22 protein-coding genes and 2 pseudogenes are annotated in these 23,797 nt (G+C 52.4%); 9 read left to right on the forward strand and 15 right to left on the reverse strand.

All coding sequences use genetic code 11. The features are described from left to right. Positions 1-51 precede the first annotated feature (51 nt). Positions 52-252 carry a hypothetical protein gene (locus BMX66_RS03810; RefSeq protein WP_090878518.1) on the reverse strand — a complete coding sequence of 67 codons (201 nt, stop codon included), beginning with the start codon at positions 250-252 and terminating at the stop codon, positions 52-54. Further along, positions 249-629: a YidH family protein gene (locus tag BMX66_RS03815; RefSeq protein ID WP_090878520.1), complete on the reverse strand. Its 381-nt coding sequence runs from the start codon at positions 627-629 to the stop codon at positions 249-251. The genes BMX66_RS03810 and BMX66_RS03815 overlap by 4 nt, the downstream gene beginning before the upstream one ends. 550 nt (positions 630-1,179) lie before the next feature. On the opposite strand from BMX66_RS03815, the gene pdxJ reads away from it, so the two are divergent. The 5 genes from pdxJ (at position 1,180) to BMX66_RS03840 (ending at position 5,181) form a co-directional block, all read left to right on the forward strand. After that, positions 1,180-1,905, forward strand: coding sequence for a pyridoxine 5'-phosphate synthase (gene pdxJ, locus BMX66_RS03820; protein ID WP_090878522.1), 726 nt, complete (start codon positions 1,180-1,182; stop codon positions 1,903-1,905). Continuing rightward, entirely contained in the window at positions 1,902-2,279 is a 378-nt protein-coding gene (gene acpS / locus BMX66_RS03825) for a holo-ACP synthase (RefSeq protein WP_090878524.1), read from the forward strand. Before pdxJ ends, acpS begins: the two co-directional genes overlap by 4 nt. 209 nt (positions 2,280-2,488) lie before the next feature. Further along, the gene (gene nagZ, locus BMX66_RS03830) at positions 2,489-3,538 is read left to right on the forward strand and encodes a beta-N-acetylhexosaminidase (RefSeq protein WP_090878526.1); all 1,050 of its coding nucleotides are present in this window, start codon (positions 2,489-2,491) and stop codon (positions 3,536-3,538) included. Between the two features lie 232 nt (positions 3,539-3,770). Next, positions 3,771-4,208 carry an Hsp20/alpha crystallin family protein gene (locus tag BMX66_RS03835; RefSeq protein WP_090878528.1) on the forward strand — a complete coding sequence of 146 codons (438 nt, stop codon included), beginning with the start codon at positions 3,771-3,773 and terminating at the stop codon, positions 4,206-4,208. Between the two features lie 169 nt (positions 4,209-4,377). After that, the gene (locus BMX66_RS03840; RefSeq protein WP_090878530.1) at positions 4,378-5,181 is read left to right on the forward strand and encodes a DODA-type extradiol aromatic ring-opening family dioxygenase; all 804 of its coding nucleotides are present in this window, start codon (positions 4,378-4,380) and stop codon (positions 5,179-5,181) included. Between the two features lie 54 nt (positions 5,182-5,235). On the opposite strand, the gene BMX66_RS03845 is transcribed toward BMX66_RS03840, so the two are convergent. Both BMX66_RS03845 and BMX66_RS03850 read right to left on the reverse strand, forming a co-directional pair. Continuing rightward, the gene (locus BMX66_RS03845; protein WP_090878532.1) at positions 5,236-6,699 is read right to left on the reverse strand and encodes a DUF4139 domain-containing protein; all 1,464 of its coding nucleotides are present in this window, start codon (positions 6,697-6,699) and stop codon (positions 5,236-5,238) included. 209 nt (positions 6,700-6,908) lie between these two features. Next, on the reverse strand, positions 6,909-9,506 hold the full coding sequence (locus BMX66_RS03850) for a glycosyltransferase family 39 protein (protein ID WP_090878534.1): 2,598 nt from the start codon (positions 9,504-9,506) through the stop codon (positions 6,909-6,911). A 504-nt stretch (positions 9,507-10,010) separates the two neighbouring features. Here BMX66_RS03850 and BMX66_RS03855 point away from each other — a divergent pair. Beyond that, the gene (locus tag BMX66_RS03855) at positions 10,011-10,442 is read left to right on the forward strand and encodes an exosortase system-associated protein, TIGR04073 family (protein WP_090878536.1); all 432 of its coding nucleotides are present in this window, start codon (positions 10,011-10,013) and stop codon (positions 10,440-10,442) included. 321 nt (positions 10,443-10,763) lie between these two features. Further along, on the forward strand, positions 10,764-11,438 hold the full coding sequence (locus BMX66_RS03860) for a hypothetical protein (protein ID WP_090878538.1): 675 nt from the start codon (positions 10,764-10,766) through the stop codon (positions 11,436-11,438). A gap of 126 nt (positions 11,439-11,564) precedes the next feature. On the opposite strand, the gene BMX66_RS03865 is transcribed toward BMX66_RS03860, so the two are convergent. The 6 genes from BMX66_RS03865 to BMX66_RS03890 form a co-directional block, all read right to left on the reverse strand. Continuing rightward, positions 11,565-12,266: a PEP-CTERM sorting domain-containing protein gene (locus BMX66_RS03865; protein ID WP_177168725.1), complete on the reverse strand. Its 702-nt coding sequence runs from the start codon at positions 12,264-12,266 to the stop codon at positions 11,565-11,567. A 266-nt stretch (positions 12,267-12,532) separates the two neighbouring features. Continuing rightward, positions 12,533-13,033, reverse strand: a complete 501-nt coding sequence (locus tag BMX66_RS15960) for a hypothetical protein (RefSeq protein ID WP_090879814.1) — start codon at positions 13,031-13,033, stop codon at positions 12,533-12,535. Between the two features lie 44 nt (positions 13,034-13,077). After that, complete coding sequence (locus tag BMX66_RS03875; protein WP_255398795.1) at positions 13,078-13,710, reverse strand: DsbA family protein; 633 nt, start codon at positions 13,708-13,710, stop codon at positions 13,078-13,080. A gap of 138 nt (positions 13,711-13,848) precedes the next feature. Next, the gene (typA, locus tag BMX66_RS03880) at positions 13,849-15,663 is read right to left on the reverse strand and encodes a translational GTPase TypA (RefSeq protein WP_090878540.1); all 1,815 of its coding nucleotides are present in this window, start codon (positions 15,661-15,663) and stop codon (positions 13,849-13,851) included. Positions 15,664-16,227: 564 nt separating this feature from the next. Beyond that, complete coding sequence (locus BMX66_RS03885) at positions 16,228-16,695, reverse strand: helix-turn-helix domain-containing protein (protein ID WP_255398796.1); 468 nt, start codon at positions 16,693-16,695, stop codon at positions 16,228-16,230. Positions 16,696-16,719: 24 nt separating this feature from the next. After that, positions 16,720-17,142 (reverse strand): IS30 family transposase, encoded by a 423-nt coding sequence (locus BMX66_RS03890; protein ID WP_121169251.1) that lies wholly within the window; start codon positions 17,140-17,142, stop codon positions 16,720-16,722. Between BMX66_RS03890 and BMX66_RS03895 the strand changes: the two are divergent. Next, positions 17,085-18,160: pseudogene (locus BMX66_RS03895) on the forward strand (transposase). The gene BMX66_RS03890 and the pseudogene BMX66_RS03895 overlap by 58 nt on opposite strands. 778 nt (positions 18,161-18,938) lie before the next feature. Further along, positions 18,939-19,331: a mannose-binding lectin gene (locus BMX66_RS03900; RefSeq protein WP_025039500.1), complete on the forward strand. Its 393-nt coding sequence runs from the start codon at positions 18,939-18,941 to the stop codon at positions 19,329-19,331. Positions 19,332-19,480: 149 nt separating this feature from the next. Here the strand turns inward: BMX66_RS03900 and BMX66_RS15965 are convergent. The 5 genes and pseudogenes from BMX66_RS15965 to BMX66_RS03920 all read right to left on the reverse strand — a co-directional run. Beyond that, positions 19,481-19,597 (reverse strand): annotated as a pseudogene (locus tag BMX66_RS15965) (IS6 family transposase); the annotation flags it as partial. Positions 19,598-19,858: 261 nt separating this feature from the next. Continuing rightward, the gene (locus BMX66_RS03905) at positions 19,859-20,854 is read right to left on the reverse strand and encodes an IS30 family transposase (protein WP_090878546.1); all 996 of its coding nucleotides are present in this window, start codon (positions 20,852-20,854) and stop codon (positions 19,859-19,861) included. A 166-nt stretch (positions 20,855-21,020) separates the two neighbouring features. Further along, positions 21,021-21,182 carry a hypothetical protein gene (locus tag BMX66_RS03910; RefSeq protein ID WP_255398797.1) on the reverse strand — a complete coding sequence of 54 codons (162 nt, stop codon included), beginning with the start codon at positions 21,180-21,182 and terminating at the stop codon, positions 21,021-21,023. 471 nt (positions 21,183-21,653) lie between these two features. Continuing rightward, the gene (locus tag BMX66_RS03915; protein ID WP_158593378.1) at positions 21,654-22,712 is read right to left on the reverse strand and encodes a metal-dependent hydrolase; all 1,059 of its coding nucleotides are present in this window, start codon (positions 22,710-22,712) and stop codon (positions 21,654-21,656) included. Between the two features lie 316 nt (positions 22,713-23,028). Then, positions 23,029-23,652, reverse strand: a complete 624-nt coding sequence (locus BMX66_RS03920; RefSeq protein ID WP_090878550.1) for a TetR/AcrR family transcriptional regulator — start codon at positions 23,650-23,652, stop codon at positions 23,029-23,031. Between the last annotated feature and the right edge of the window lie 145 nt (positions 23,653-23,797).

Genomic DNA, 23,797 nt, shown 5'->3' on the forward strand with positions numbered 1-23,797 from the left:
ATGCCCTGAAGTGGCAATTACCACGTCCGCCTTTACAGCTGAAAATGCAATTTATACCCAACCTATTCCCAAGACCCCCAAACCAGCGATCAGTATTACAATATACGCAATCCAGGAAGCTATGCTGTTCATGGCGCCCTCCTTTATAAGCAAGATCACGTTGATATCATTTTCCTTTTTACTTGCCGCATCTGTGCGTTGAGTAACATAGAAAGGCAGAACGGATAAGGCGACGATATAGATAAGCTTCATGAAAATACCAGGTATACCCCAAGCAGAACCCCAATCGTGGCAACCGATAAAGATAGAAACGAGGTAAGCCATCGTTTGGCCAACCGGGGCATATCCTCAGGTGGAAGCGAGCGCAGGTAAATCCGGTGGTTATGTAGAGCGACCAGCGTTGTTGCGGAGCCTGTGAGCACAAGAATGGTGCCAAGCACACCCGAGGGCCAATGCGCATGGTGGGCATTCGTGACAGCCGCACCGGAACCTGCTAATGACGCCGTCAAGAGATTCAGAAACAGGCCAAATCTGGCAACGACAAAACCGAGCGCCATCAGGGTAAGTCCTGTGCGCACCCATGCTAGAAGGGTGCGCTCAGCTGCGAAGAAAACGCGCGGATCGGACATTTTCTCTTTTTCTCCCTATCCCTATTTATCCATGGAACTTCAAGCATACCTCTTTCCCGATAACCGGACCTCCTCAATCGAACTGAAACCCGCAGCCTCCGCCTGCTCGACCGGTTTCAACTCGAGCGCTGGGTTACTGCCCCTTTGGAGGACTGCTGGCTCCCACGATGCAGGATCACATAGATCGCCATTCTTCTATCAGAAAACAGAAAAAAGCCGGTCGAACCAAAGCCAACAACCGATCGGTGTTGAATATAAAGATATAAATGCATCTGGAATGCTTGCCGTCAACAGGGCTATTGCTGTTTTTGTGCACCGGCGGTGACCTGAACAATCAAAACGATTAAACTTCCATCCTTGAGTTGTGCGGCGCCGTAGAATGGTTATGTAGCAGCACATGTTGAGCGGTCGCTTCATTTTAGCCCCTTAATCAGCCAGAAATCATCACCGCAAACGTCGACGGCGAGAACACTGATGTGCTGCATGCCGTTTATCTATCTCTCCAACAACGGGATACGCTCTCCCTAATTACTAAAATGATGCAATAACTATGATCAGACTGGGCGTTAATATTGATCATGTCGCCACTTTACGACAGGCACGTGGTACGACATATCCTAATCCTATTGAAGCAGCACTGATCGCGGAATCCGCCGGGGCCGATGCCATTACACTGCATTTGCGCGAAGATCGCCGTCACATACAGGATAGGGATGTGGAAATCCTGCGAAATCTGCTTAAAACCCGCATGAATCTGGAAAGCGCCGTCACCGACGAGATGGTGGAGTTTGCGCTGCGTATCAGACCTCATGATGTTTGTCTCGTGCCCGAACGGCGAGAGGAATTGACTACCGAAGGAGGGCTTGATGTAATGCGCTATTTCGAACAGGTACAGCGCGCTTGCCGCAGACTGGCTGAGGCCGACATCCGGGTATCTCTGTTCATTGATGCCGACCGGGCCCAGATTGAGGCTGCGGGACAGACTGGCGCGCCAGCTATCGAGATTCATACGGGTCACTATGCCGACGCACGCACTGCAAATGAGGAACAAAATGAGCTGGAGCGAATCCGCGCAGCGGTAATGCAAGGCATCAGCCTGGGATTGAAGGTCAATGCCGGGCACGGATTGCATTACCGCAACGTCCAGCCGATAGCTGCGATTACCGATATATCGGAGCTAAATATCGGGCATGCAATTGTAGCCCACGCACTGTTTACCGGCTTTGAACAGGCTGTAAAGGAAATGAAAAGATTGATGCTGGAAGCGCGCGAATGATTTACGGAATCGGAACCGATCTGGTTGAGCCATCGCGCATTGCCAGCTTGCTGGAAAAATATGGGGAGCGCTTTGCCAGACGATTACTGACTGATGAGGAATGGCCTGAATATATTGGCAGCGGACAGCCTGCCATGTTTCTGGCCAAGCGTTTCGCCGCCAAGGAAGCGCTTGCGAAAGCATTTGGGACAGGTATGCGTTATCCGGTGAGCCTGAGCCACATCGGAATAACACATGATCATCTGGGCAAACCATACTTTACTTTTCACCCCGCATTGAGTGCGCTTGCCAGAAACGAAGGTATTACAGGTCATCACCTAACTATCAGCGATGAGTTGAATCTTGCCTGCGCTTTTGTAATTCTGGAAAAATAGCGAGCACCCCCTCTAAATAAAAATTTTCTCTGGATACAAATATGGTGCGTCCTCAGGAAATTTGTTTCCCGGGCAGTTAGACATATGCACGTATGCGGCGCGTTAAAACTTCTTTGCCGGCACCCGCCTTCGTGGATCCAGTCGTTACCTTTCTCGCCGCAGTCGGCAAATGAGTTTATCTGGAACGTCAAATTTATGGAGGCGAATTAATGTCGCTCGGGCCCATCATGCTCGACATCGAAGGCACGCAACTTACTGCCGACGATAGGAAAAAACTCCGGCATCCGCTAGTGGGAGGGGTGATTTTATTCACCCGCAATTACTCATCATTCATGCAACTTACGGCGTTGACCACCGAGATTCACGCGCTCCGGACGCCGCCGCTATTGATTGCGGTCGATCATGAGGGTGGAAGGGTGCAGCGTTTCCGGGAAGAGTTTACAAGGCTGGCTCCCATGCGCGAACTGGGCAGGATCTGGGATGTGCGCCCCGGCCAGGCTCGCCACCTGGCGCAGCAGATGGGTTATGTGCTCGCCTCGGAACTGCGGGCGGCAGGCGTGGATTTCAGCTTTACTCCGGTGCTGGACATGGATTACGGGCAGAGCGGTGTCATCGGCGATCGGGCTTTTCATGGTAGTCCGCAAGCTATTATCGATCTGGCTCACAGCCTTATCTCCGGCCTGAAATCGGGGGGGATGGCGGCAGTGGGAAAACACTTCCCGGGGCATGGCCATATCCAGGCAGACTCCCATTTTGAAATGCCTGTAGACGAACGGCCTTACGCAGAAATCGAAATGAACGACTTGATCCCATTTCGCAAAATTATCGATTTCGGGCTCACCGGTATTATGCCAGCCCACGTCATTTATCCAAGGGTCGATACGCATCCGGCGGGGTTTTCCGAAGTATGGCTGAAAAGGATTCTGCGCGGCGAACTCGGATTCGAGGGTTGTATTTTCAGCGACGACTTGAACATGGAAGGCGCCGCAATTGCCGGTGGCATGTTGCGCCGGGCGGAAAATGCGCTGAATGCAGGCTGCGACATGGTGCTGGTATGCAACAACCCGACCGGTGCGGACAAATTGCTGGCGGAATTACGATGGGATATCCCCGCCATCAGTGTTATCCGTCTTGCGCGCATGCGGGGACGATCAAACCCCGATTCAATCGTTAAATTGCATGAAACCGCCAATTATGTCAAAGCCGTGGAGAACATTGCAACTATCGGAATCCGCAGCGGCGAGCTGCCGCTGGCATAGATGAAGCAGAGACTTGCTACTGTTCCCTTCCCCTATCTGTTTTCTAATTCGGCCGGGTGGAACAAGGCCGCCAATTCTCCTGTTTTACAACTCTATTAGCTTCTCTCGCGGGATACGCATTCCGAAAAGAACAAGAAATCGGTTGAAAAATAGGCAAATGAACCTATATTGATTACAGAGTGGATTGAATACTCAGCATTGGCGGGTCAACCTTAAATCATACGGAGGTCTTATGGCTATTGCTCGTTACGAACCGTGGAGTTTATTACATCAGTTACACAGGGAACTGGACCGTGCACGCGAGGGCGGGAACGGCGAGGGATCAGCTGCCACCGCCGAATGGGCGCCGGCGGTCGATATCAAGGAAGAACCTGATAAATTCCTTATTGAGGCGGATCTTCCAGGCGTAAAACCTGAAGAAATTGATATAACGATGGAAGACGGAGTACTTACCATCAAGGGTGAAAAGAGAACAGAAGCAAAAACAGAGAAAGAAGGCTATAAACGGGTGGAACGGACCTATGGTTCTTTCCACCGGCGTTTCAGCCTGCCGGACACTGCCAATCCCGACGCGATATCGGCAAAATCGAATCATGGCGTATTGGAAATTGTCATCCCCAAACGTGAAGCTGTCCAGCCCAAGAAAATTAACGTAACCTCTGCTGAATAATAGCAAGTGACCGAACGGAGCCTTCGGGCTCCATTTCGGGTTTCGATTCCAATTCAAGTTATTCCGATTCGGAATAAGCCAAGTTCGCACCTCGCCGGATACCGATGGCAATTTTTCGCCTTGCCAACGGCTTCATCTCCGATCGGATTCAAATTTCATCAGGATCAGCATGAGCAAATCCAGATTGCCCACGTTATTCGTATCCCATGGGGGCGGCCCGTGGCCATATATCGATGAAATGAAAAAACTGTTTGCGAAAACAGCCATCGAGTTCAGCAGAATTCCTGCAACGCTCCCAATTAAACCAAATGCGATTCTGATGGTTTCGGGCCACTGGGAAGAACCAGAGTTCACGGTAGCTGCTTCTGAACATCCACCAATGGTTTACGATTATTCCGGTTTCCCGGAGCATACCTACCATATCAGCTATCCGGCGCCCGGTTCTCCTGCCTTGGCAGGCCGGATACGCGCCCTCCTCAGCCAATCCGGGATCAATTGCAAAGAAGACCCCACACGAGGTTTCGATCATGGGACCTTTACACCGCTGGTACTGATGTATCCGGACGCTGATATTCCAGTGGTTACGCTTTCGATGAAATCAAACTATGATCCGCTAGAGCACATACGTCTTGGGCAAGTGCTGCTGCCACTGCGTGACGAGGGCGTGTTGATTATGGGCAGCGGCCTCTCGTATCACAATATGCGTGGCTTTGGAGGCGATCAGGCAAAACCGGTTTCTGAGCAGTTTGAAGCGTGGCTCAATGAAACCATTTCAGAAACTGACGTGCAGGTTCGAAATGAGCGGCTGCAAAACTGGGAAAAAGCGCCTGCAGCCCGTATGGCCCACCCCCGGGAAGATCACCTGATCCCCCTCATGGTAGTGGCGGGCGCGGCAGGAGAAGATAGAGGCCGCCGGATATTTATAGATACTGTATGGAACACCGCCATGGCTTCATATCGGTTCGGTGACTGAAACCTTATTCGCGCCTCCCTGGCAGCCTGTCGGACTTGAAGAATCGACAGGCTGCTAGTTCCTGTCCTTATATTTGACGCGTACGCGATAATTCAACGCGGTTTTTCCGTCGGCGGGGATCGAAACTTGCCATTCTGCCACCCCGGATGCGGCTTTGGTATGAGGTTGCGACTCCGACACCATGGCCCAGTCACCCGGCACCGGTTCCCGCACCGTCACTATGACCGGATGTTTCTTTGCATTCTTCAATACGATCTGATAGGCGGTTTCGTAAATGCTGCTGTAGCGCTTTTCACCATTCAAGCTTTTAAAATCCGTCTGCTTTTTCTCGGCGGTCACATCGAACGCGTTCCCCAGTTTCAGACGAACGGCTTCATTACCAGGAGTGTGGTCAATCTGATCTTCACCCACAAACTGGGCATTACCCACCCCGTCCTTCTTGTAAACCCGCATTATTCCCTTGGGTAGCGGAATGCCCAGGCCGACACCCTTATTCTTGAACTCGGCAAATACTGATACTTTCAGCTTCCGGCCTATGTCGTCGTACCGGCCCGAGTAATAATAATCCGCACCGATCAACAAAAATTCCTTCCTGACCGGGACGTTGGCGGCTGACATCAGCGCTACCTGCTTGGTTTGATTCTCTGCCAATGACGCAGGGCGCTGCAGCGTATAAAGATGGTATTCGAACAGGGACTCCTGCTTCATATCCATCGCCTCGGCCATTTGTGACATGCCCATCACCTTGCGCGATACAGGCTGCTGCTGACGCACTCTGTTCAAATCCCCGGCAACCAGTTGCAGCCTCGCGTCCGGATATGTCGTTCCACTCTGGTTAGTCAACGTAACCCAGCCATTCAAATCGAGATGGTCGTCGCGCTCATTCAGTTCTGCAACGTAATCGGCGCGCCATGACAGCCCTGTGGTCAAATAGGAAAGTTCGAGATTCTGTTCGCCCGACACGGGCGTAATGAGCGAGACAACAAGGGTCGGCTTGTCGCGCAAATTTTCGGGTACACCACGAAATGCCAGGCGGCCCTCGCCCGGTATACCGCTCTCGATCCGATCAGCATATTTGAGTATGGCGCCGTTATTTGTGGCAAGCACTGTGGCCGCTTCCGTGGTTTCCTTACCCGTCGCGGGATTCACGCGAATGACCATCACTTCCTTGCCAAGATATTTATCCAGCAGTGTCTGGGGGGTCAAAAGGTCGAAATCAAAGTTCTGCTCCTGCAAACGGAACCCTTCCGCATGGGTCAGATTGCGCAATTGTGCTGTTTCGGGCTGCATCTGAGCGGAGACCTCACGCCACGCCAGCTTATTGAAACCGGCTCCCAGTCCGACTCTGCGTGAATCTTTCACCAATGCGAGGTTATCATTGTAGATCGTAACGGCAACCTCCTGCTGCTCCGAGGCCGTTGTGACTATCTCACCTTTGCCGCTTCCGGAGGCGGCAACACCAATCGGGGAAATTACTGCCAGGCTTACTGCAATGTTCGCGATCAATATCTTCAGCATTTCATTCCCTCATTAGCGCCACCCCGCGACACGTAACCCGACGTCCCGCTATCCCCGTTTTCGTTCATGCAGCGATGTGAAAACATGCAACAACAGCAACTTCGCGAGAATAAAGGATTATGGAACTGTCGAGTCCGGCGGTCGCGGAAGTCTCCAGATAAACCTCGAGCGCGTTGCCAACCAACGTAGTTATTCAGAGGATTCCAGCGTTAATTCTGCTGCGCGCGAGAACCGAGGTATCCCTGCGCGACCCGATAGTACACGCGGCGCAGCGGTTTGCCGTCCCGCTCGATCGCTACCTCCTGAACCGCGCCAGGCTGGATGAGCACTGGGGTAATATTGTCATTGCCCTCTATATCACGCTCGATCTGCCAGGGCCTCATGCCCACCAGAATGATCGGCCGGCTTGTCGGCGGCTCCGCCGGATACCAGAAATTGTACATCGCAGCGTTCTGGCTGAACATATTGCGCGAGCGTATGTCCATCGGCTGCTCTTTATCGTTGTAGAAGGACAGCGCGCCGGCAACCGACCATTTGCTCATGCCCACGACAATGGGCTTTTGTCCGGTCTCGTGTTGAACCTTCGCTGCAATCTGCTCGACTTCATGCGTTGCCTCGCGCCAGAAATAGTGCTCCGTAAAGCCCGCGTATGGGATGCCGGGGATGCCAAGCACCACATAATGCATCGCGAATGCGTAGAAAAACAGGCAGACCGCGATGGTGGGTTTCCACGCCGCTCTCAGGCGGATTGCGATGCTTCGCATATCGCTGGTTTGCCCCATCATCCACGCCATCGTTGGCAGCAGTGCAAGCCAGACCGGGCCGGTCCAGTGAAATTTCGGTGCGCCAAAGAGGCTGAGCCCGAAGAACACAGCCAATGGCACACCGGTGAAGACCCTCACGAACAGGCGCCGCCTGTTCGCAAACTGGCTGGAATCATGGTCCCGCTCAGGCAATAATGCCAGGGCGGCAGCCATCAGGCCAGCGGGAGTCAACACCAGCAGCATGTGGAGAAACAGCCACTGCAACGAAAATTTGTTGCCTATCCCGGTAGCTCGCTCCGATTGGAACAGAATCGAGGCCCAGTCGTGCTGGATATTCCAGATGATCACGGGCGAAAATAGCAGCAGCGCAAGCACCGCCGCAAGATACGGATGAGGGCGCTGCAGCCAGCGCCGTGCAATGGGATCGAGGATCACAAACAACAATGCCGCTAGACCCAGCAGGCCCAGCGTGTATTTCGACAATAGGCCCAGGCCGAATGCGATGCCCATGCCCAGCCAGGCTGAACGGCTATCGCCTTCCAGCAGTGCTCGTTCCATATAGTAGAGCGTTGCGGCCCAGGCCGCCATCAATGGCGCGTCCGCTGTCATCAATGTTGCCGTAACAAAGCCGAACGGCAGCACGGCCAGCAATAGCACCGCGCGAATGCCCGTCGATTTATCGTACAGGTTGCGCGTGAGTGCGTATGTATAGCCCATCGTTACCAGGCCGCAGACAAATGCGCCGATCCGAACCCCGAACTCGTTATCGCCAAAAATTGAAGTGCCCAGCCATATCAGCCACGCGACCATTGGCGGATGGTCGAAAAAGCTCAGATCCATGTGCTGAGCATAGTTCCAGTAGTACGCTTCATCGGGAATCAGTTGCGCCACGCCGAGATAGACCAGACGCAGCAGCACGGCGAACAGGACGATACCGAATGAGGCTACCCGCCAGCGCACATCCAGCGAGGGAGGGTTCAGCCTGACAGGAAATACATAAAAGGCGGAACCGAAGTAGTTGATTGCCGCCGTCGCGGCGATCGCCGGGAAAATGGCCAGAAACGACGGCACATGCCATCCATAGACCAGCAGGGCCAGTACGCCGCCGCGCATCAACAATGCGAACACGCCTACCGTTAGAAAGCGGCCAAACTGATCCCACCGCAAATATCCTTCATGATGGCGGCGGAAGGACCATTTCGAATTAAGCGAATAATTCAGCGCCGCAGCTGCAAAGAAGCTCATGATATGCGCCATCGCAAGTCCGGCGCCGCTGCTCATGAGCCATTGAAACAGCAGCGCATCGACAACCACGCCGAACAAACCGACAGCTGCGAATCGGCTCGCGGTACCGACGGAAACCGTGCCGCCGGCAAGTGTCATCAAGCGCTGCAGATAAGTCCACTGGTGTAGAAAGGACAGCTTCGATGTGCCGCGGGTTCGATCATGAAAGCAGATAGGCACTTCTATCACCCTGAGCTTTCCCTGACCGGCCATCAGCAGTTCGAGCAGAATCTTGTATCCGCGGGCGCGCTCTGCAACGGCTGCGGCCAGTTCCCGTCGGAATGCAAAAAATCCCGAGGTTGCGTCGTACACATCACAGAGGGGGCGGGCAAGCCAGCCGCCGAGACGCGATAACCACTGGCGATGCAGCGGCCATCCCACGGTACTCCCACCCGGCACGTAGCGACTGCCGACAGCCACATCGTGGCTTCCATTCACCACGGGTGCAATCAGGGCGGGCAGCCGCTCGGGCGGGTGGCTCAGGTCCGCATCCATCACGACGATGACGTCGCCACGCGCGAGCGCAACCCCAGCCAGAATCGAGCGTGTGAGATCTGGCTTTTCACGGCGTTCAAGCAGCCGCACATGCAGCGGGGCGTCCACCCGCTTCTCCCAGGCTCGGACCCTGTCGGGCGTTCCATCGCTTGAGCCATCGTCAACAAAAATGACCTCAAAACTCGACACTGGCAGGTCAAGCGCAGACAGACGAGTCAATAAGGGATCGATATTGTCTGCTTCGTTAAGCGTTGGAACCACCACCGAGAATTGTACAGTGCTGGTTATAGCCGCGTTAGGCGAGCCGGACGACGTTGAGGAGAGAGAACGCAAAGACAGGAAACTGGTTGGGTCGGGCAAATTGATTAAGGAGTTCACGTAACCGTTATTTTTCTGCGCATCATCATGCGCTTGTTTCTTGATTACAGCAGGTCAAATGGCGGATTGGACAACATGCCGAAGGGTAGCATAATTCATGGCTGCGCGGCTGTGAATGGCGCTGCGCGGATTGCAGAATATGACGTTGAACATGGAGACCGCGGATATTTCCAAACAAATTCCAGTATTTCTTTTTAATGTGAGAGCATGTGCACTCGGGCGCTACAACGGTATTTCATGCTCTCACTTCGACTGTCATTCCTCGCGGAACCACCAGGTAAGTAAAACGCTCCCGGCAGCATCAATTTTCGAGATGCCGCACAAATATCTCAATGGTATGCTAGTATTAAGTTGGATTTAATTTATTTAATCTACTATAGGGAGGTATCTATGAAAAACATGTTGAAACCATTACTGATACTGTCTGCACTATTATTCTTTTCGCCTCAAGGGGCAATGGCCCATAGTTATGCGGAGGGAGTGGGCGACAAACTGGCGCATGGCGTAGCGAACACGGTAACAGGGATAGGGGAAATCCCAAAAAACATTATCCTCAATACTAACCAGAAAGGCCTCGCTTATGGAATTCCGGTTGGATTGTTTACCGGAATTGTACACGGGATTGGGCGCACATTGACCGGAGCTGTAGACCTGGTGACGTTTGTCATTCCCACCAAACCGATAATTTACCCCGATTTTATCTGGAAAGATTGGGATAAGGAAACGCACTACCATCCCGACTGGAAGCTGAGCACAGATTCCAACGGTAAACCCGCGGGCAGCTCCTATCAGGACAAGCCTAGAGAGCAGACTTACCAATAGTTCATTGTTTTGCCATCTCTCAAAAAGGGAGCTTCGGCTCCCTTTTTGTTGGGAACAGTGAAGCGTACAGGAAGTACCCGCTCCTCCTTCTCGCAACTGCCACGGCATCATTTTTGGGCTTTACGGTAAAATTGTGCTTCCGTTTTCGACTGAGCGAGTTGCCTACGTTAAATCGCTTCAGTTCTGTTGATAGCCAATATCATGCGCGCTATCATTCCTCGTAATACGCATCCTCAAGTAGAGCACGCATTTTGCAAATTGCGTTAAACTGTACGGACTCTATCCAGCGTTCAACCCATCCGATACAAGGTTGCTTCAGGCATGACAACAAAGGCCACTCTCAAAACCAGGTTCGAAGCCATCGATGCTCACTGTGAAAGCGCGGCAAGACTGGAACTCGACAGATTATTCGATCCCGCATACTATGACGGCGCGAAATTCCGCGCGCCATCCCCACAGGCAGCGGAGGCAATTTGGCTCAAGCTTATTGCCAGGAAGGAACATGACTTTACCCAGGAGATAGCCCAGGTTCTGAAGACGAAGTCTGCTGTCCAGTCTAATATCTTGAACAAGGAAATCGTCTCTACCCTCAAGGCAATGGTTGACGCCGTGTTTGCAGATGAACGGTACCTGGAACGCATGCAGGATTTCTACAAGGAGGTGGCAAGGAAGGCGCTGTCCCAAGAGTCGTCTTTTGTAATGGATGCTAAACGACTCGACCTTATTGACGACACATATCGGGCAGGAGTCAAAGACGCACTAGACCGTGCCCGGCGCAATATCTTTGCGGAATTCGAGCGAGATCAAAGCAACGAACCAAAGGATACCAGTTTTCTATCGCAGTGGCGCCATTACTCCACCCTCAGTCCATGGCAATCTATTGGTACGGTGGTTCTGTTAAGTTTAACGTCATACCTCATCGCGTTCATCATCGCAAGCGATACAATCCAGGAGCTACTGGAGCGCTTCGGCTGGTCCAGTGGAACAGGCCTGTAATACCCCCGAGTACGGTTTCAGTTAAGATATCGGAATTGCCCTTTACAGCCTGCTCAAAAACAAACCACTCGGAAAAATGCCCGAGCGAGACATCCCTGGGCAGGCCGTTTTCTCTGATTGATTCGGCTACTTTTTGCGTTTACGCATTGCACCCAGGCCGAGCAATCCCAGACTAATGAGCGCGAGCGACCCGGGTTCCGGGACTGGGTTTTGTGGAACATCCACGGGTGGAACACCTACGCTGCCGACATATTTCAGAGAATCGTCTCCGCCTTCCCCGGCGCCCACTTGCTGGATGTGTACCATGGCCAGCGAAGCGGGGCCTTTACCCGGCACAGAGACAAGGAAATCATCTAGTGAGACATTGCTGATTGTCCAAGTGGTGAATTCGCCATCGGTGAATCTATCTGCGAAGGGGGTGGGGTAATCCAGGTCAAGATAAAAATCGTAGCCCGCATTCTTCCCGGATGGATCTATGGCAAAATCATCCGCGTTTATTGACTGCGTTCCTCCAAAATCCAGGAATGAAGCGCTGGTGAGAGTAGGGGCGCCGCTGTAGGAAAAAAGGAGTTGCGAGATATATGCATCGTCTCCGATATTCCCGGCAAGATTATTCACCGTATTATTGAGCCTAAAGTCAACGTTAGCTCCATTCTGGCTCAGTATCAGGGTAGCGACCGTCGCTTCGGTTCCAGACGACGGACTACCCGTTACATATGTATTTATATCGATCGTTAAAGCGGAGGCCGACAAAGGCGAAGCCATTCCCAGGCCTATCAGCGCGCTCTTGACAAATGTATTTCGAGTTGCCGTTCGGGTAAATTTCATGCTCCCTCCATGGAATAAGATACTCAGCTTGAGCTCTTAAAGAGGAAGCAATTATCATGCCTAATTATAGACCATTGATTACTTAGGTTTTATCTTTATTTATTAGATTTAATGTAAGTTCTATCGACCCAATACGTTTAGCTGTCCCAGACATGCCGAGAGTCAGCCCCTTCCACTCAACGGCGATTTACAAATGTTCGTTGACCGGATGAAAATTCCGGATCAGAAACAGTAGCGGTAAGCGCGTTCTCTTACCGCTCCCATTTTTACATCGAGTTTAAATCTTCGATGGCATCGATAACCATACCGGTTCCGACCGCGATCAGAAGAATGTCTGCGGCAACGCGTACGTAGCGGTAGCCGGGGCCGGGGCCGCCCAGTCGCCCTATCAAATGAGGCGGTAGATCATAAAAAATCATATCGCGGGGTAAGGGATAACCCATTCTCCATTTCTTGGCTTGTCCTGGTGGCATACAGCCATTGTACTTTTTTGCCAGACCGGGCGGACAGCGACCGCTTCGAAGCCTGGGTGCGTAATAATCTTGAATGATTCCGCGTTGCCGATCATCAAAATTATGAGGGATGTACTCGTTGGCGTCCCGGTGTTCCCTGTAATTCCTGTCTTTATTCCATTTTTTCCCTTTGTGATTATTATGCTGATCAGCTTTATGATTGCCTCCCCCCTTTTCGGCTGAAACAGGCATGGAGATGGAAAACATGGATAGTGCAATAGTCAAAGAAAAAAACTTCAGAAATGTTGTATGCATGGGCTCATCCATAAAAAAACATGAAACTGCTGCCGGATATCAAGCTATTTCATCAACCCTTCATCAAGCCTGGTACGCAATTCCTCAAACGAACAGTAGCCTGTGGAAAGCAGGCTGCGATCCGCTCCATTCTGCCCTATCACAGCGGGGAAGCCGTGCACACCCCACTGGCGCGCCTTTTGAAAATGAGCAAGCGTCTGTCTTTTTGCGGCATCAGACTCGAATGTCCGGAGGAACTGCTGCGCGTCCAAGCCCGCGCTGCTTGCGAGCTGTGCCAGTACAATGAGGTTAGCGACATTCTGCTGCTCGACATAAAACGCGGATTGCACTGCCTGGAAAAACGGGAAAACCGCTTCAGGGTTGATGAGGGAAACGGCGACCACTCCACGGCTGGCGGGTTCGGTATCGTAGACAAATCCTTCCGGCATCGCGCCTTCGAACTTGAACGATTGCCCCGTCACGCAATGCACGGTATGCCAGTGATGGAGTATCTCTTCGCGCTGTGCGGAAGGCATTGGCTCTTTCGTACCCGGCCGCAGGCCACCCAGCAATAACTCCACTTTCAGGCGGCCGCCATATTCATTCCGGATTCTCTCGATCACCGGTGTAAAGCCCCAGCACCACGAGCACATGGGGTCGGCAACATACCAGAGAATTTTTTCATTCATGGCGGACATGACCTCTCCATACGAACACCATTCGGCTAATGGAGAAGTATAGACGCACCGACCGCCATGCTGGCGATCGCATGCGGATAAAATGGGCGGAACATACTGGCAAGCTTATCCCGCCCGCTCTGATTCATTTGAATTTGCTTACGCAGCAGCGCGGGAAGCTCTCTTGCGTTCGTGTTCCTGCAGCAAACGCTTGCGAATACGAATGGTTTTTGGCGTAATTTCCACCAGCTCATCATCGGCGATGAATTCGATCGCGGATTCCAGCGTGAGCTGAATTGGCGGCGTCAAGGTCACTGCTTCGTCGGTTCCCGATGCACGTATATTGGTGAGCTGCTTGCCCTTGATGGGATTGACTACCAGATCATTGTCCCGGCTGTGGATGCCGATCACCATTCCTTCATACAAACGTTCGCCCGGACTGACAAACATGCGTCCACGCTCCTGCAATTTCCAGAGCGCGTACGCCACCGCTTCGCCCTGCTCGGCGGAAATCAGCACACCGTTCCGGCGCGCCGCAATTTCCGGCCGCATCGGAGCGTATTCGTCGAATACGTGGCTCATCAGACCCGTTCCGCGTGTCATCGTCATGAATTCGGATTGAAAACCGATCAAGCCCCGCGCGGGAATGCGATAGTCCAGCCTGACCCGCCCGCGTTCATCCGACACCATGTCCTGCAAATCACCCCGGCGCGCGCCCAACGCCTCCATAACAGCGCCTTGATGGGTCTCCTCCACATCCACGGTGAGCATTTCAAAAGGCTCGCATTTGACGCCGTCGATTTCGCGGATCACCACGTGCGGACGCGACACTGCAAGCTCATAGCCTTCGCGCCGCATACTCTCAAGCAAAATGGTGAGATGCAATTCGCCCCGCCCCGACACCAGAAACGAGTCCGTATCGTTCGTTTCCTCCAGTTTCATCGCAACATTGGTCAGCAACTCTTTCTCGAGGCGCTCGCGCAATTGCCGACTGGTGACGAATTTTCCTTCTTTACCGGCAAAGGGCGATGTATTCACCTGAAAATTCATCGTTAGCGTGGGTTCGTCCACGGCGGGCATCGGCAAGGCCTCCGGCTGATTGATATCGGTCAGTGTCGCACCGATACAGAGCTCTTCAATACCATTGATCAGGACAATATCTCCTGCCAGCGCCTCGTCGAGCTGCACTCGCTCGATGCCGCGAAAACCAAGAACCTGGTTGACCCTGGCCTTCTTCGGTACGCTCGTTCCAGCCATCACCATTACGTCCTGGCCGGGCTTGAGCCGGCCCCGGCTGATGCGGCCAATGCCGATGCGCCCGACGAAACTGGAATAATCCAGCGCGCTGATCTGCAGTTGCAGCGGTTTCTCGGCGTCGCCCCCAGGCGCATGGACGTGCTTGAGTATGGTGTCAAATAGCGGACGCATGTCGGCACTGGGTCGTTTCAGGTCCGTCATGGCATAACCGTTGAGCGCCGAGGCGTATATCACCGGAAAATCCAGCTGTTCTTCGTTTGCCCCCAACTTATCGAACAAGTCGAAGGTATGATTCACTACCCAATCGGGCCGCGCACCGGGCCGGTCAACCTTGTTGACGACGACAATAGGCCGCAGTCCCAACGCCAGCGCTTTTTTGGTAACAAAACGGGTCTGCGGCATAGGACCTTCTACTGCGTCGACCAGCAGCAGGACGCCATCCACCATCGACAGCACACGCTCCACCTCACCGCCGAAGTCGGCGTGGCCAGGTGTGTCGACGATATTGATATGCACCCCTTCATAATCCACTGCGCAATTCTTGGCGAGGATGGTGATACCGCGTTCGCGCTCGATATCGCTGGAATCCATTACTCGATCCGCAATGTGCTGGTGCGCGGCAAAAGAGCCTGCCTGATGCAGCAGCTTATCCACCAGAGTGGTCTTGCCGTGATCGACGTGGGCGATAATAGCGATGTTGCGAATAGAACGGGACATAGGAAAAATCCTCAGTCGAAGGGACAAAAGGGCGGTATTATATCAGGTTGCCCAGGAGGCCACCTGTATCTCTACGTGGACCCTCGATGGCAACCCCTCAGGTTTCAGGTAGCAGTTGTCTTAAAAAACTGCTTGAACTCTTTGAGCTCGGATAGAAAGCAGACAAAACCTGCGGGATGAACAGATTTATCACATTATTGTGAAAATCACGTTACGCTCAAAAGTCTGCTTGCGCTGCTCACGTTACTTTTAAGCGTCTGCGTCTGCTTGCGCTGCCGCTGCATCTCTATGACAGACTTCTTCCCCTATCGTTCGTCCGCGATCCAATTATCAGGCTGGCGCATATCCAATATCCAATATCCAATATCCAATATCCAATATCCAGCCGAAAAAGGGTATTGTGCCGCAATACGCGAATGTCATCTTCCTGCAACTCTTGCTGGAATAGGTTGATCACCTCGAGCCAACCATTTGTTATAGAATGAAATTTGACTGGAAAAAGATTGAGGCTCGAACGACCCAGGCCCAAACGCTGACCAGGAAAAATAGCGGCGCCAGCGGTGCCTATGCTGGTTGATGATTGGCGATCTGCTGCAAACGCTTCAGGTCGTTGAGTTTGATATGCCGATATGCACTGCTGATGATATCGTCATCCTGAAAGCGCGCAAACACGCGGCACACGGTTTCCTCCGCGATTCCTAGATGGTTGCCTATATCGCTCCGGGACATGCTCAGATTGAATTCGGTGGATGAACAATGACGCTTCGCAAACTGCCTTGACAGGCGGAGCAAAAAGGTGGCCAGGCGCTCCTCGGCATTGTGTTTACCGAGCAGCGTCAGCAATTGATGACTGTGCCGGATTTCCGCACTCATGATCTTGAGAACTTCATATTGAATGGAGGGATCATTTTTGGCCAATTCTTCAAAACGATCAATCGACACCTCGCAAACCGAGGTGATGCCCATTGCCCGAGCTTCGCAGTGGTATTCCCTGCTCTCGATAGCATTCAGCCCCAGCAGTTCTCCCTCCACGTGAAAACCTATTACCTGGTGAATTCACTTTCCAACCGCACCAAGCTTAGCCTCAAGGAAGACCTCATGAGGAGTCCGATAGCCGAGGCACTTGCGGGGTCGATGATTCAGGATTTTCACGGTGGCTGCAAGTTTTTTCGGGGTTACATTTCTAAAGTCTGAGCCTTTTGGGAAATATCTTCGCAACAAGCCATTTGTGTTTTCGTTGGTTCCGCGTTGCCAGACTGAATACGGGTCGGCGAAATAAATCGCCAGGCCTGTGCACTTTTCAATATCACGAAAGCGAGTGAATTCCTTACCGTAGTACCTTAATCCGAAGTGGTCATAGCTGGGCAAGCTATTCCTTAAAATGAATGTTCCACGATTCTTTTTAGAGGAGCTTGTCAGCCATGACCCAATCAATTGTAGACATACAGCCGAAGGTTTGGGTAGCGATTGATATTTCAAAGGAAAGGCACGACGTGTTGCTGGAACTTCCGGACGGACGGCGCAAAGGGTTCAGGATAAGCAATCACAAGGCAGGTTTCGATCGTTTTGCGGCCTATCTGAGCGGTCTGGAGCTGCCTTGCCACATCGCTTTCGAAGCCACTGGCGATTACCATCGCATACTGGCGAACTTCCTTCATACCAAAGGGTTCAAGCTTCACCTGGTATCATCGATTGCAACCGCCAGGACCCGGGAAGCGCTCTATAACACCTGGGACAAGAATGACGCGAAGGATGCCCAAGTAATCCTTCACCTGCTAAAGACCGGCGCAACGCAGATTTACCACGACCCTTTGGTCAACAACTATAACGATCTGCAGGAGATCGCCAATACTTACCAGCAGGTCAGTCTGCGCAAGACAAAGCTGCTGCACAGCATTTTGAATCATTACCTGCCGCTCTACTTTCCCGAGGCGCAACGCTACTATCATAATTCACGAGCTCAATGGTTCGGAAATTTGCTCCTGCTCGCGCCCTGCCCGGCAGCGATATTGAAATACGCCAAGGAGGATTTCATCTTACAGGCTCGTGAAACGGGCGGCGGCAAACGCGACAAGTCCCGGTGGCTGTCCGATTATTATGAAACGGCAAGGAACAGTGTGGGGTTGCCCGTCGAAGAAGATACTGCGGCGATGGCTATGTTTCGCCCGGTTCTCATGGAATACCTGGATTGCTGCAAGTTGCGAAGCCAAATCGAGGAGCTGGCCTCTCAGAAGCTGGCAGGTCATCCCGATTATCTTCATCTTCAGACCATTCCCGGCATTGTGCCCATTCTGGCACTTCTCATTCTGGCTGAAGGCGGGGATTTAAGACGTCCGGATCGCAAACGTAAAGCTTACACGGCTGTCGCGGCCAAAGTCGCACGCGTCGCCTACGGTCTGATCAAGACCGGTACTGACTATTGCCGCTTCATTGAGGCAATGGAACCAAGCGGAAGAATCCCTTCACACGAGCCGTAGAGGCGATTTCGACCTCGTAGATAAGGCTCGGATCTTCCGCTTGGAATCAACTCTGTTTTAAGCACAGTGAAGGCCCATCCAGGATGGGACCTTGTGTCACTATGGTAAGAGTACATCTTGTTTTATGCGGAAGCCGCTCGGTGCTGCGTTATTAGTTATTTAAAAAACCGGCAATTTGCCAGTCGGGAACGCTTTACCCAAATGACCATCTTGACTTTTGATTTAGCACGTTGTCCAGTGTCAGCGTATGCCGTAGCGCTCTGGGTATGGGCCTGAATGCAGCAGTGACCGCAGCAGACGTCACCGTCGCCGTCTTGTCGGCAAGCTTGGCTAATATTGCCCATCCCGCCAAAAATGTAAAATTAGCTTAAAGGGGGCTCGCCTTCTTCTCGTAACGCCTTGCTCCAGCATGACGGATCGGCATAGCGTGCAACCAAGGCGTCAATGTCAATCTTTGACATTGACGGGCTGAATTCAAAATTTCCAAACAGATTGATGTGCTGCCAGGCCACTGGGGAAATGCCCTTGATGATTGCCTGCGCGCCTTTCGCCTGAAAGGCAGAAATTGATCTAAATCCAGCAATTGTTGCTGCCGATTGAACGCAAATTTTTTAAATTATTGATCGCTTGTTAAAGTGTCTGGCATTCCATCGAATAAGCCTATTTTTACCACTTATTTCCTAGTTTAAAAAAATCCGCTTTCCTGTACTCTTTTTTCTAAGAAAAAGAGCGTTTATTTTTCTTATACTCGGCTTGCAGATAACTTGCAAGCAGCCTATTTATTTTTTGGAGAAAGATATGAAACATAAAACTTTATTGATTTCCGCTTTACTTTGTGCAGCTAGCACAGGCACTGCCATGGCAGCCAGCAGCACTTTCCAAAACACCTGTTCCAATATCACCTTTACTTATTCTGGCAATGATGCGGCAGTTCAGGCTACCTGCCTTACTGCGGCTGGCACCCCCAATAACACCAAATTGGTAATTATGGGTATTTCCAATCAAAATGGACAGCTCACCAGCGGCTCTGGCGCTAGCACATTCCAACAAAGTTGTGGCAATATCCAAATCAGCGCGACCGCTTCCGGTGCTATGTTGTCTGCTATTTGCCGCACTGCAGCAGGAGGCGCAAATGCTACTACAATTCCGCTAAGCGGCATCAACAACAACAACGGGAATCTCTCTTACTAAAAATAATGTAATTCCATTTCTATTTCAGAAGTGAATTTATAATCCAGGGCCAGGCAACGATGGATTGGATACATTCCCGATCCTTTTCCATGTCACGCTCTGTTGCGTTGGTTTTTTTCGAGTGCAGCTTGTCTGTTCCAACCTGATTTTTAGGTAGCCAACAAATAAAATTGTTCTGCGGCAGACAGATTTTGGCCATAGCCAGAAACCATCTGACCTTTCTTGATCATGTGCATAAGCTCAATGCCGTGCAAGATGGTTCTGGCAGTATGGCCCATTGCGATCAATGAGGTCACCCATTAGCCGCCCCCGTGTCAAGGGCGAAACCAAATTTTCCCTGCTGTTTTTTTGACAGCGGGGTTTTCTTTTTGCAGACCTGTTTGTTGTTTCCAGTCGAACCCGTTTCCTCATTATTGGCTACGACCGAGTCGTGCCTGTCACCCATGTGGATCAAGCAGTGTCCGATATTCTGGCGCTGCCCTGGCGCAAATCGCCCCAGAGAAACAAAAGATCAATGGGGGGTGAATTCACTTTCCAACTGCACCAAGCTTAGCTTCCAGGAAGACCTCATGAGGAGTCCGGTAGCCGAGGCACTTGCGGGGTCGATGATTCAGGATTTTCACGGTGGCTGCAAGTTTTTTCGGGGTTACATTTCTAAAGTCTGAGCCTTTTGGGAAATATCTTCGCAACAAGCCATTTGTGTTTTCGTTGGTTCCGCGTTGCCAGACTGAATACGGGTCGGCGAAATAAATCGCCAGGCCTGTGCACTTTTCAATATCACGAAAGCGAGTGAATTCCTTACCGTTATCCAGCGTCAGCGTATGCCGTAGCGCTCTGGGGATGGGTCTGAATGCAGCGGTGACCGCAGCAGACGTCACTGTCGCCGTCTTGTTGGCAAGCTTGGCTGCGATCAGATAGCGGCTCTTGCGTTCAACGTGTGTGGTGATGTGTCCGCTGCCTTTTGCGCCCTCTACGGTATCGCCCTCCCAGTCGCCGAAACGTTGACGCGCGGCAACTGAGTCAGGGCGTGCATCAATACTGATGCGTCCTGGAATCAGGCCGCGTCCTGTTCCATAACGGCGCTGCTTGCGACGCTTCTTGTGACTGCGGCACAGGAAACTAAAAAGCTGCCCTCCTTGATGCGCATCGCGATAAACCCAGCGATAGACCGTCTCAATGCTAACGCGCATCCTGATATCGTCCGGATATTCCATCTTCAGCCGGGCGGCGATGACATCCGGTGATCTTTCTGCCCGCATACTTTGCTCAACATAGCGCACCAGCGGGGTATAAGCGCGGCGTCGATGGTGACGTGGCTGCCTTCTACGTTGCAGCGCTCGTTGCTGGGCACCTTCATGCCAATATACCCAACTTGAGATAACGGGTCCATTGCGTTGAATCTCACGGCTGATGGTGGTGTGATGCCGACCCAGGCGGCGTGCAATTTCTCGCAGGCTGAGTTTGAACAACTTGAGATGGTATATAACGTAACGCTCTTCTGAGGTAAGCTGCATGTAGGGCATGAGGGTCTCTCCTGGTGTGTGGGTGGGTTGCACTTCTCACACTATCAGACTTACTCTTCATGTCCGCTTAAGATTTAAGCAGTGGTGCAGTTGGAATTAGAATCCACCCCTGTACCTGTCCGTCTTCGGTGCTGACACTGGTCTTGACCGACCCGCCCCCAATGACCTACATGTGCTCCACGGGTTGCCCCATGCGGTACAGGACTTCCCCGCGTTTGAACACCTGCTTTTTCTTGACGACGCGCTCAAGCAGTGATGAATCGCCGGTTTTCAGCCAGGGACATACATAACTGATAGGCGCCGCAATTTTTGCAATCAGTTGGCACATTGGCTGATTCCGCGGTTGAGGATGTCTTTTCAGGGGCATTTTTTAACATATCAGGACCTGCAGGTCATAGAAATACAAGCTATCCAGGCGATTACAAGTCGCCTGAAACCTCACCAGGGAGAATTGCTCCTGAAAAACCGGTCAGTTGATACCTTCCGCTCGCCACCTTCGCGGCAAGATCGAATCGTAGTGCGCGCAAGCAAACGAAACCTTGATCAATGTCAACTTTAGTGGATGTTTCCGGGAAGGGCTGAGCTCGCGCTCATCACCGCTGCTACCGATATCGGCGCGCGAGAAAGTTCTGGTCGGGATAAAAATTGACGGTTCGGGCAGCTGCACATAACCGGATCAGCGGCAATATCAATTGCTGAGCGGGCAAATCCGGGGATTTATGCCGATATCTCTCAGTTAACAAAAGATACTGAAGGAGGAGTATTTGGGATCTGGTTTGTACGCTTTAGGGATTTCGCGTCAGTCTCTTCCGAAGAGACCGCTGTCATCGAGCTGCCAGGAGCTGGTGGCGTTGTCGCGGCAAAGGCCGAATACCAAAGACGGGGGAAGCGAGGGAACGGTAAAACGCAGGTCGAAAAATGAGACGCAAACGTCCCTTCCGCGGGGCTCGATTTGATCGAGAACGGGGAAAGCCGCGAACTCGCGGAATCGCACGAAAATCTCCTGCCCCCATGCTTCGCGGGCAAGAACATTCTCGAATTCTGTTTCTCCAAACCGTTTCCGGCGCACCCATGCGGCTGCCGAAACAGGCTGGTAGCTCGCGGTTATCCTTCCCAACATGCCCAGCAACCCGCTTTCCGGGTCCGGTACCTGCCGGCTTTGTGTACGCCACAGCTTGATATGTGCGACGTCATAGTCGCCTTCATGGCTGACGATGATCTTCCAGTTGAAAGGCGACAGTGGTTGAGGGAAGGCGTGAACTTCCGCTTCCATTAATCCGTGATTCTCCGCGTATGTCTCGCCAATGGTGACAGCACGCGAATGCAGAATGCCCTGAAACCCTACATAGCATCCCAGTGCCAGGCAGGCGATGACAGCCGCATGTCTCTTTTGCGGCTTGATCATGACAACCGCCAGCCCCATCGCAATAATTCCGGTGAAGTATGGGTCGATTATAAACGTGAAGGGAATTGCGAAACGATGGCTGGAAAAAGGCATTAGCAGCATTGTGCCGTAAGCGGTGAAAACATCCCCCGCGATATGAATGGCAATACCCAGGGCAGCCGTACCGAATATAGCCTGCCATGAATAGCGCCGATGTGTAAGGACGGAAAGCAGGCAGGCCACCAGCAATGCCCAGACAGGCAAAAGGATGATCGAATGAGTGACGCCCCGATGCAGGCTTACATACGTAAGCGTATCAAACAGGCGCAGCACAAAGTCGCAGTCGGGAAACGCGGCTGCTACAAACCCGACCGTCATACGCGCACGTGTCGTCAGCTGGCCTGCATGATGACCTTCCGGGGCAGTTGCCCGCGCCAGCAATGCGCCGCTCAAAGCATGGGTCAGCGTATCCACGTTGCTACGTTGGATATTTCATGAGACCGGCCCAGAAATTGTTGTAAATGAGATGAGCAATGGCCACCGGAGTTTCAAGGGCCACCAGAGCGTAAATGCAATTCTTTACCATACCGCAGGCCTTCGCCGCGATCGGCGGTGCTTCTGCGGTGTTCGCCTGGCGCTAACAGCTCGGCTACTGGATAGGAAAGTGCCCGAGCCTCATCGCAAACGCCTCGTTGCCGTCTGTGATCAGGATATTTCGTTGAGGATTATGGTACGCCATGCAGCCTGAAAACGGAGACGCAATAACTGATTCCGCCTGAGAGGGGAGAACTCAGATACTTTGCGGCATTTTTTCGCTGTCCATTCTGTCCCCCGAGCCACGTCGAGTAAACCGGGCCATGCGGTCCAGGTTCTCAGCCATAAGAAGGCATCCGTCCAGAAACCTGCTGGTTCTGGTCGCACCGGAAGAGTCATCGTTCATCCAGCGAAAAAAAGTGGCCAGATAAATCGTGGTGAGCGCCGTTTCCTCCATCGCTCGCCGGATGTAAGTCGCGTCCCGGCCAGCGGCCTCGCGCATCCATTGGACAGTGCGGCTTATGCGCATCAATCCGGGAACCTGGACATGAATATGCCCCGGCTCCAATTTGCCGTAGATCATTTCCCTGGTTGTCTTGCGATAAGGATAAAGCGCTCCAAGCCATGTCATGATTAACTTATGCAGGCGCTGACGCGGTGTCAGGTAGGGAAAGTTGGGGGCTTGCGTGATTTTGAGCATGGCTCTATCGGCGCGCTCGAACCAGGCATCGACAATGTCCTCTTTTTCGCGAAAATGCGCGTGCACATCGTCCAGTGTAATCTCCAGCGCCGCCGCCACGTCGTGCAGGCGCACGGCTTCCCAGGATTTCTGTTCGCCGAGTTCAACCGCGGTGTTAACAATCTGATCCGCTGTTACCATATTTCCACCGATGAGCTATTGATTCGGGAGAAGAAGGGCAATTTCCGCCCTGGTCAATTTGAAAGTAGCGCAAACCCGCGCAAAGTGTCAAGCACATCCGGGCATTATCAATGCCGTGCTACAATCAAATCCACCGATAGCAAAT

It is taken from the genome of Nitrosovibrio sp. Nv6, from assembly GCF_900110495.1.
Taxonomy (GTDB): domain Bacteria; phylum Pseudomonadota; class Gammaproteobacteria; order Burkholderiales; family Nitrosomonadaceae; genus Nitrosospira.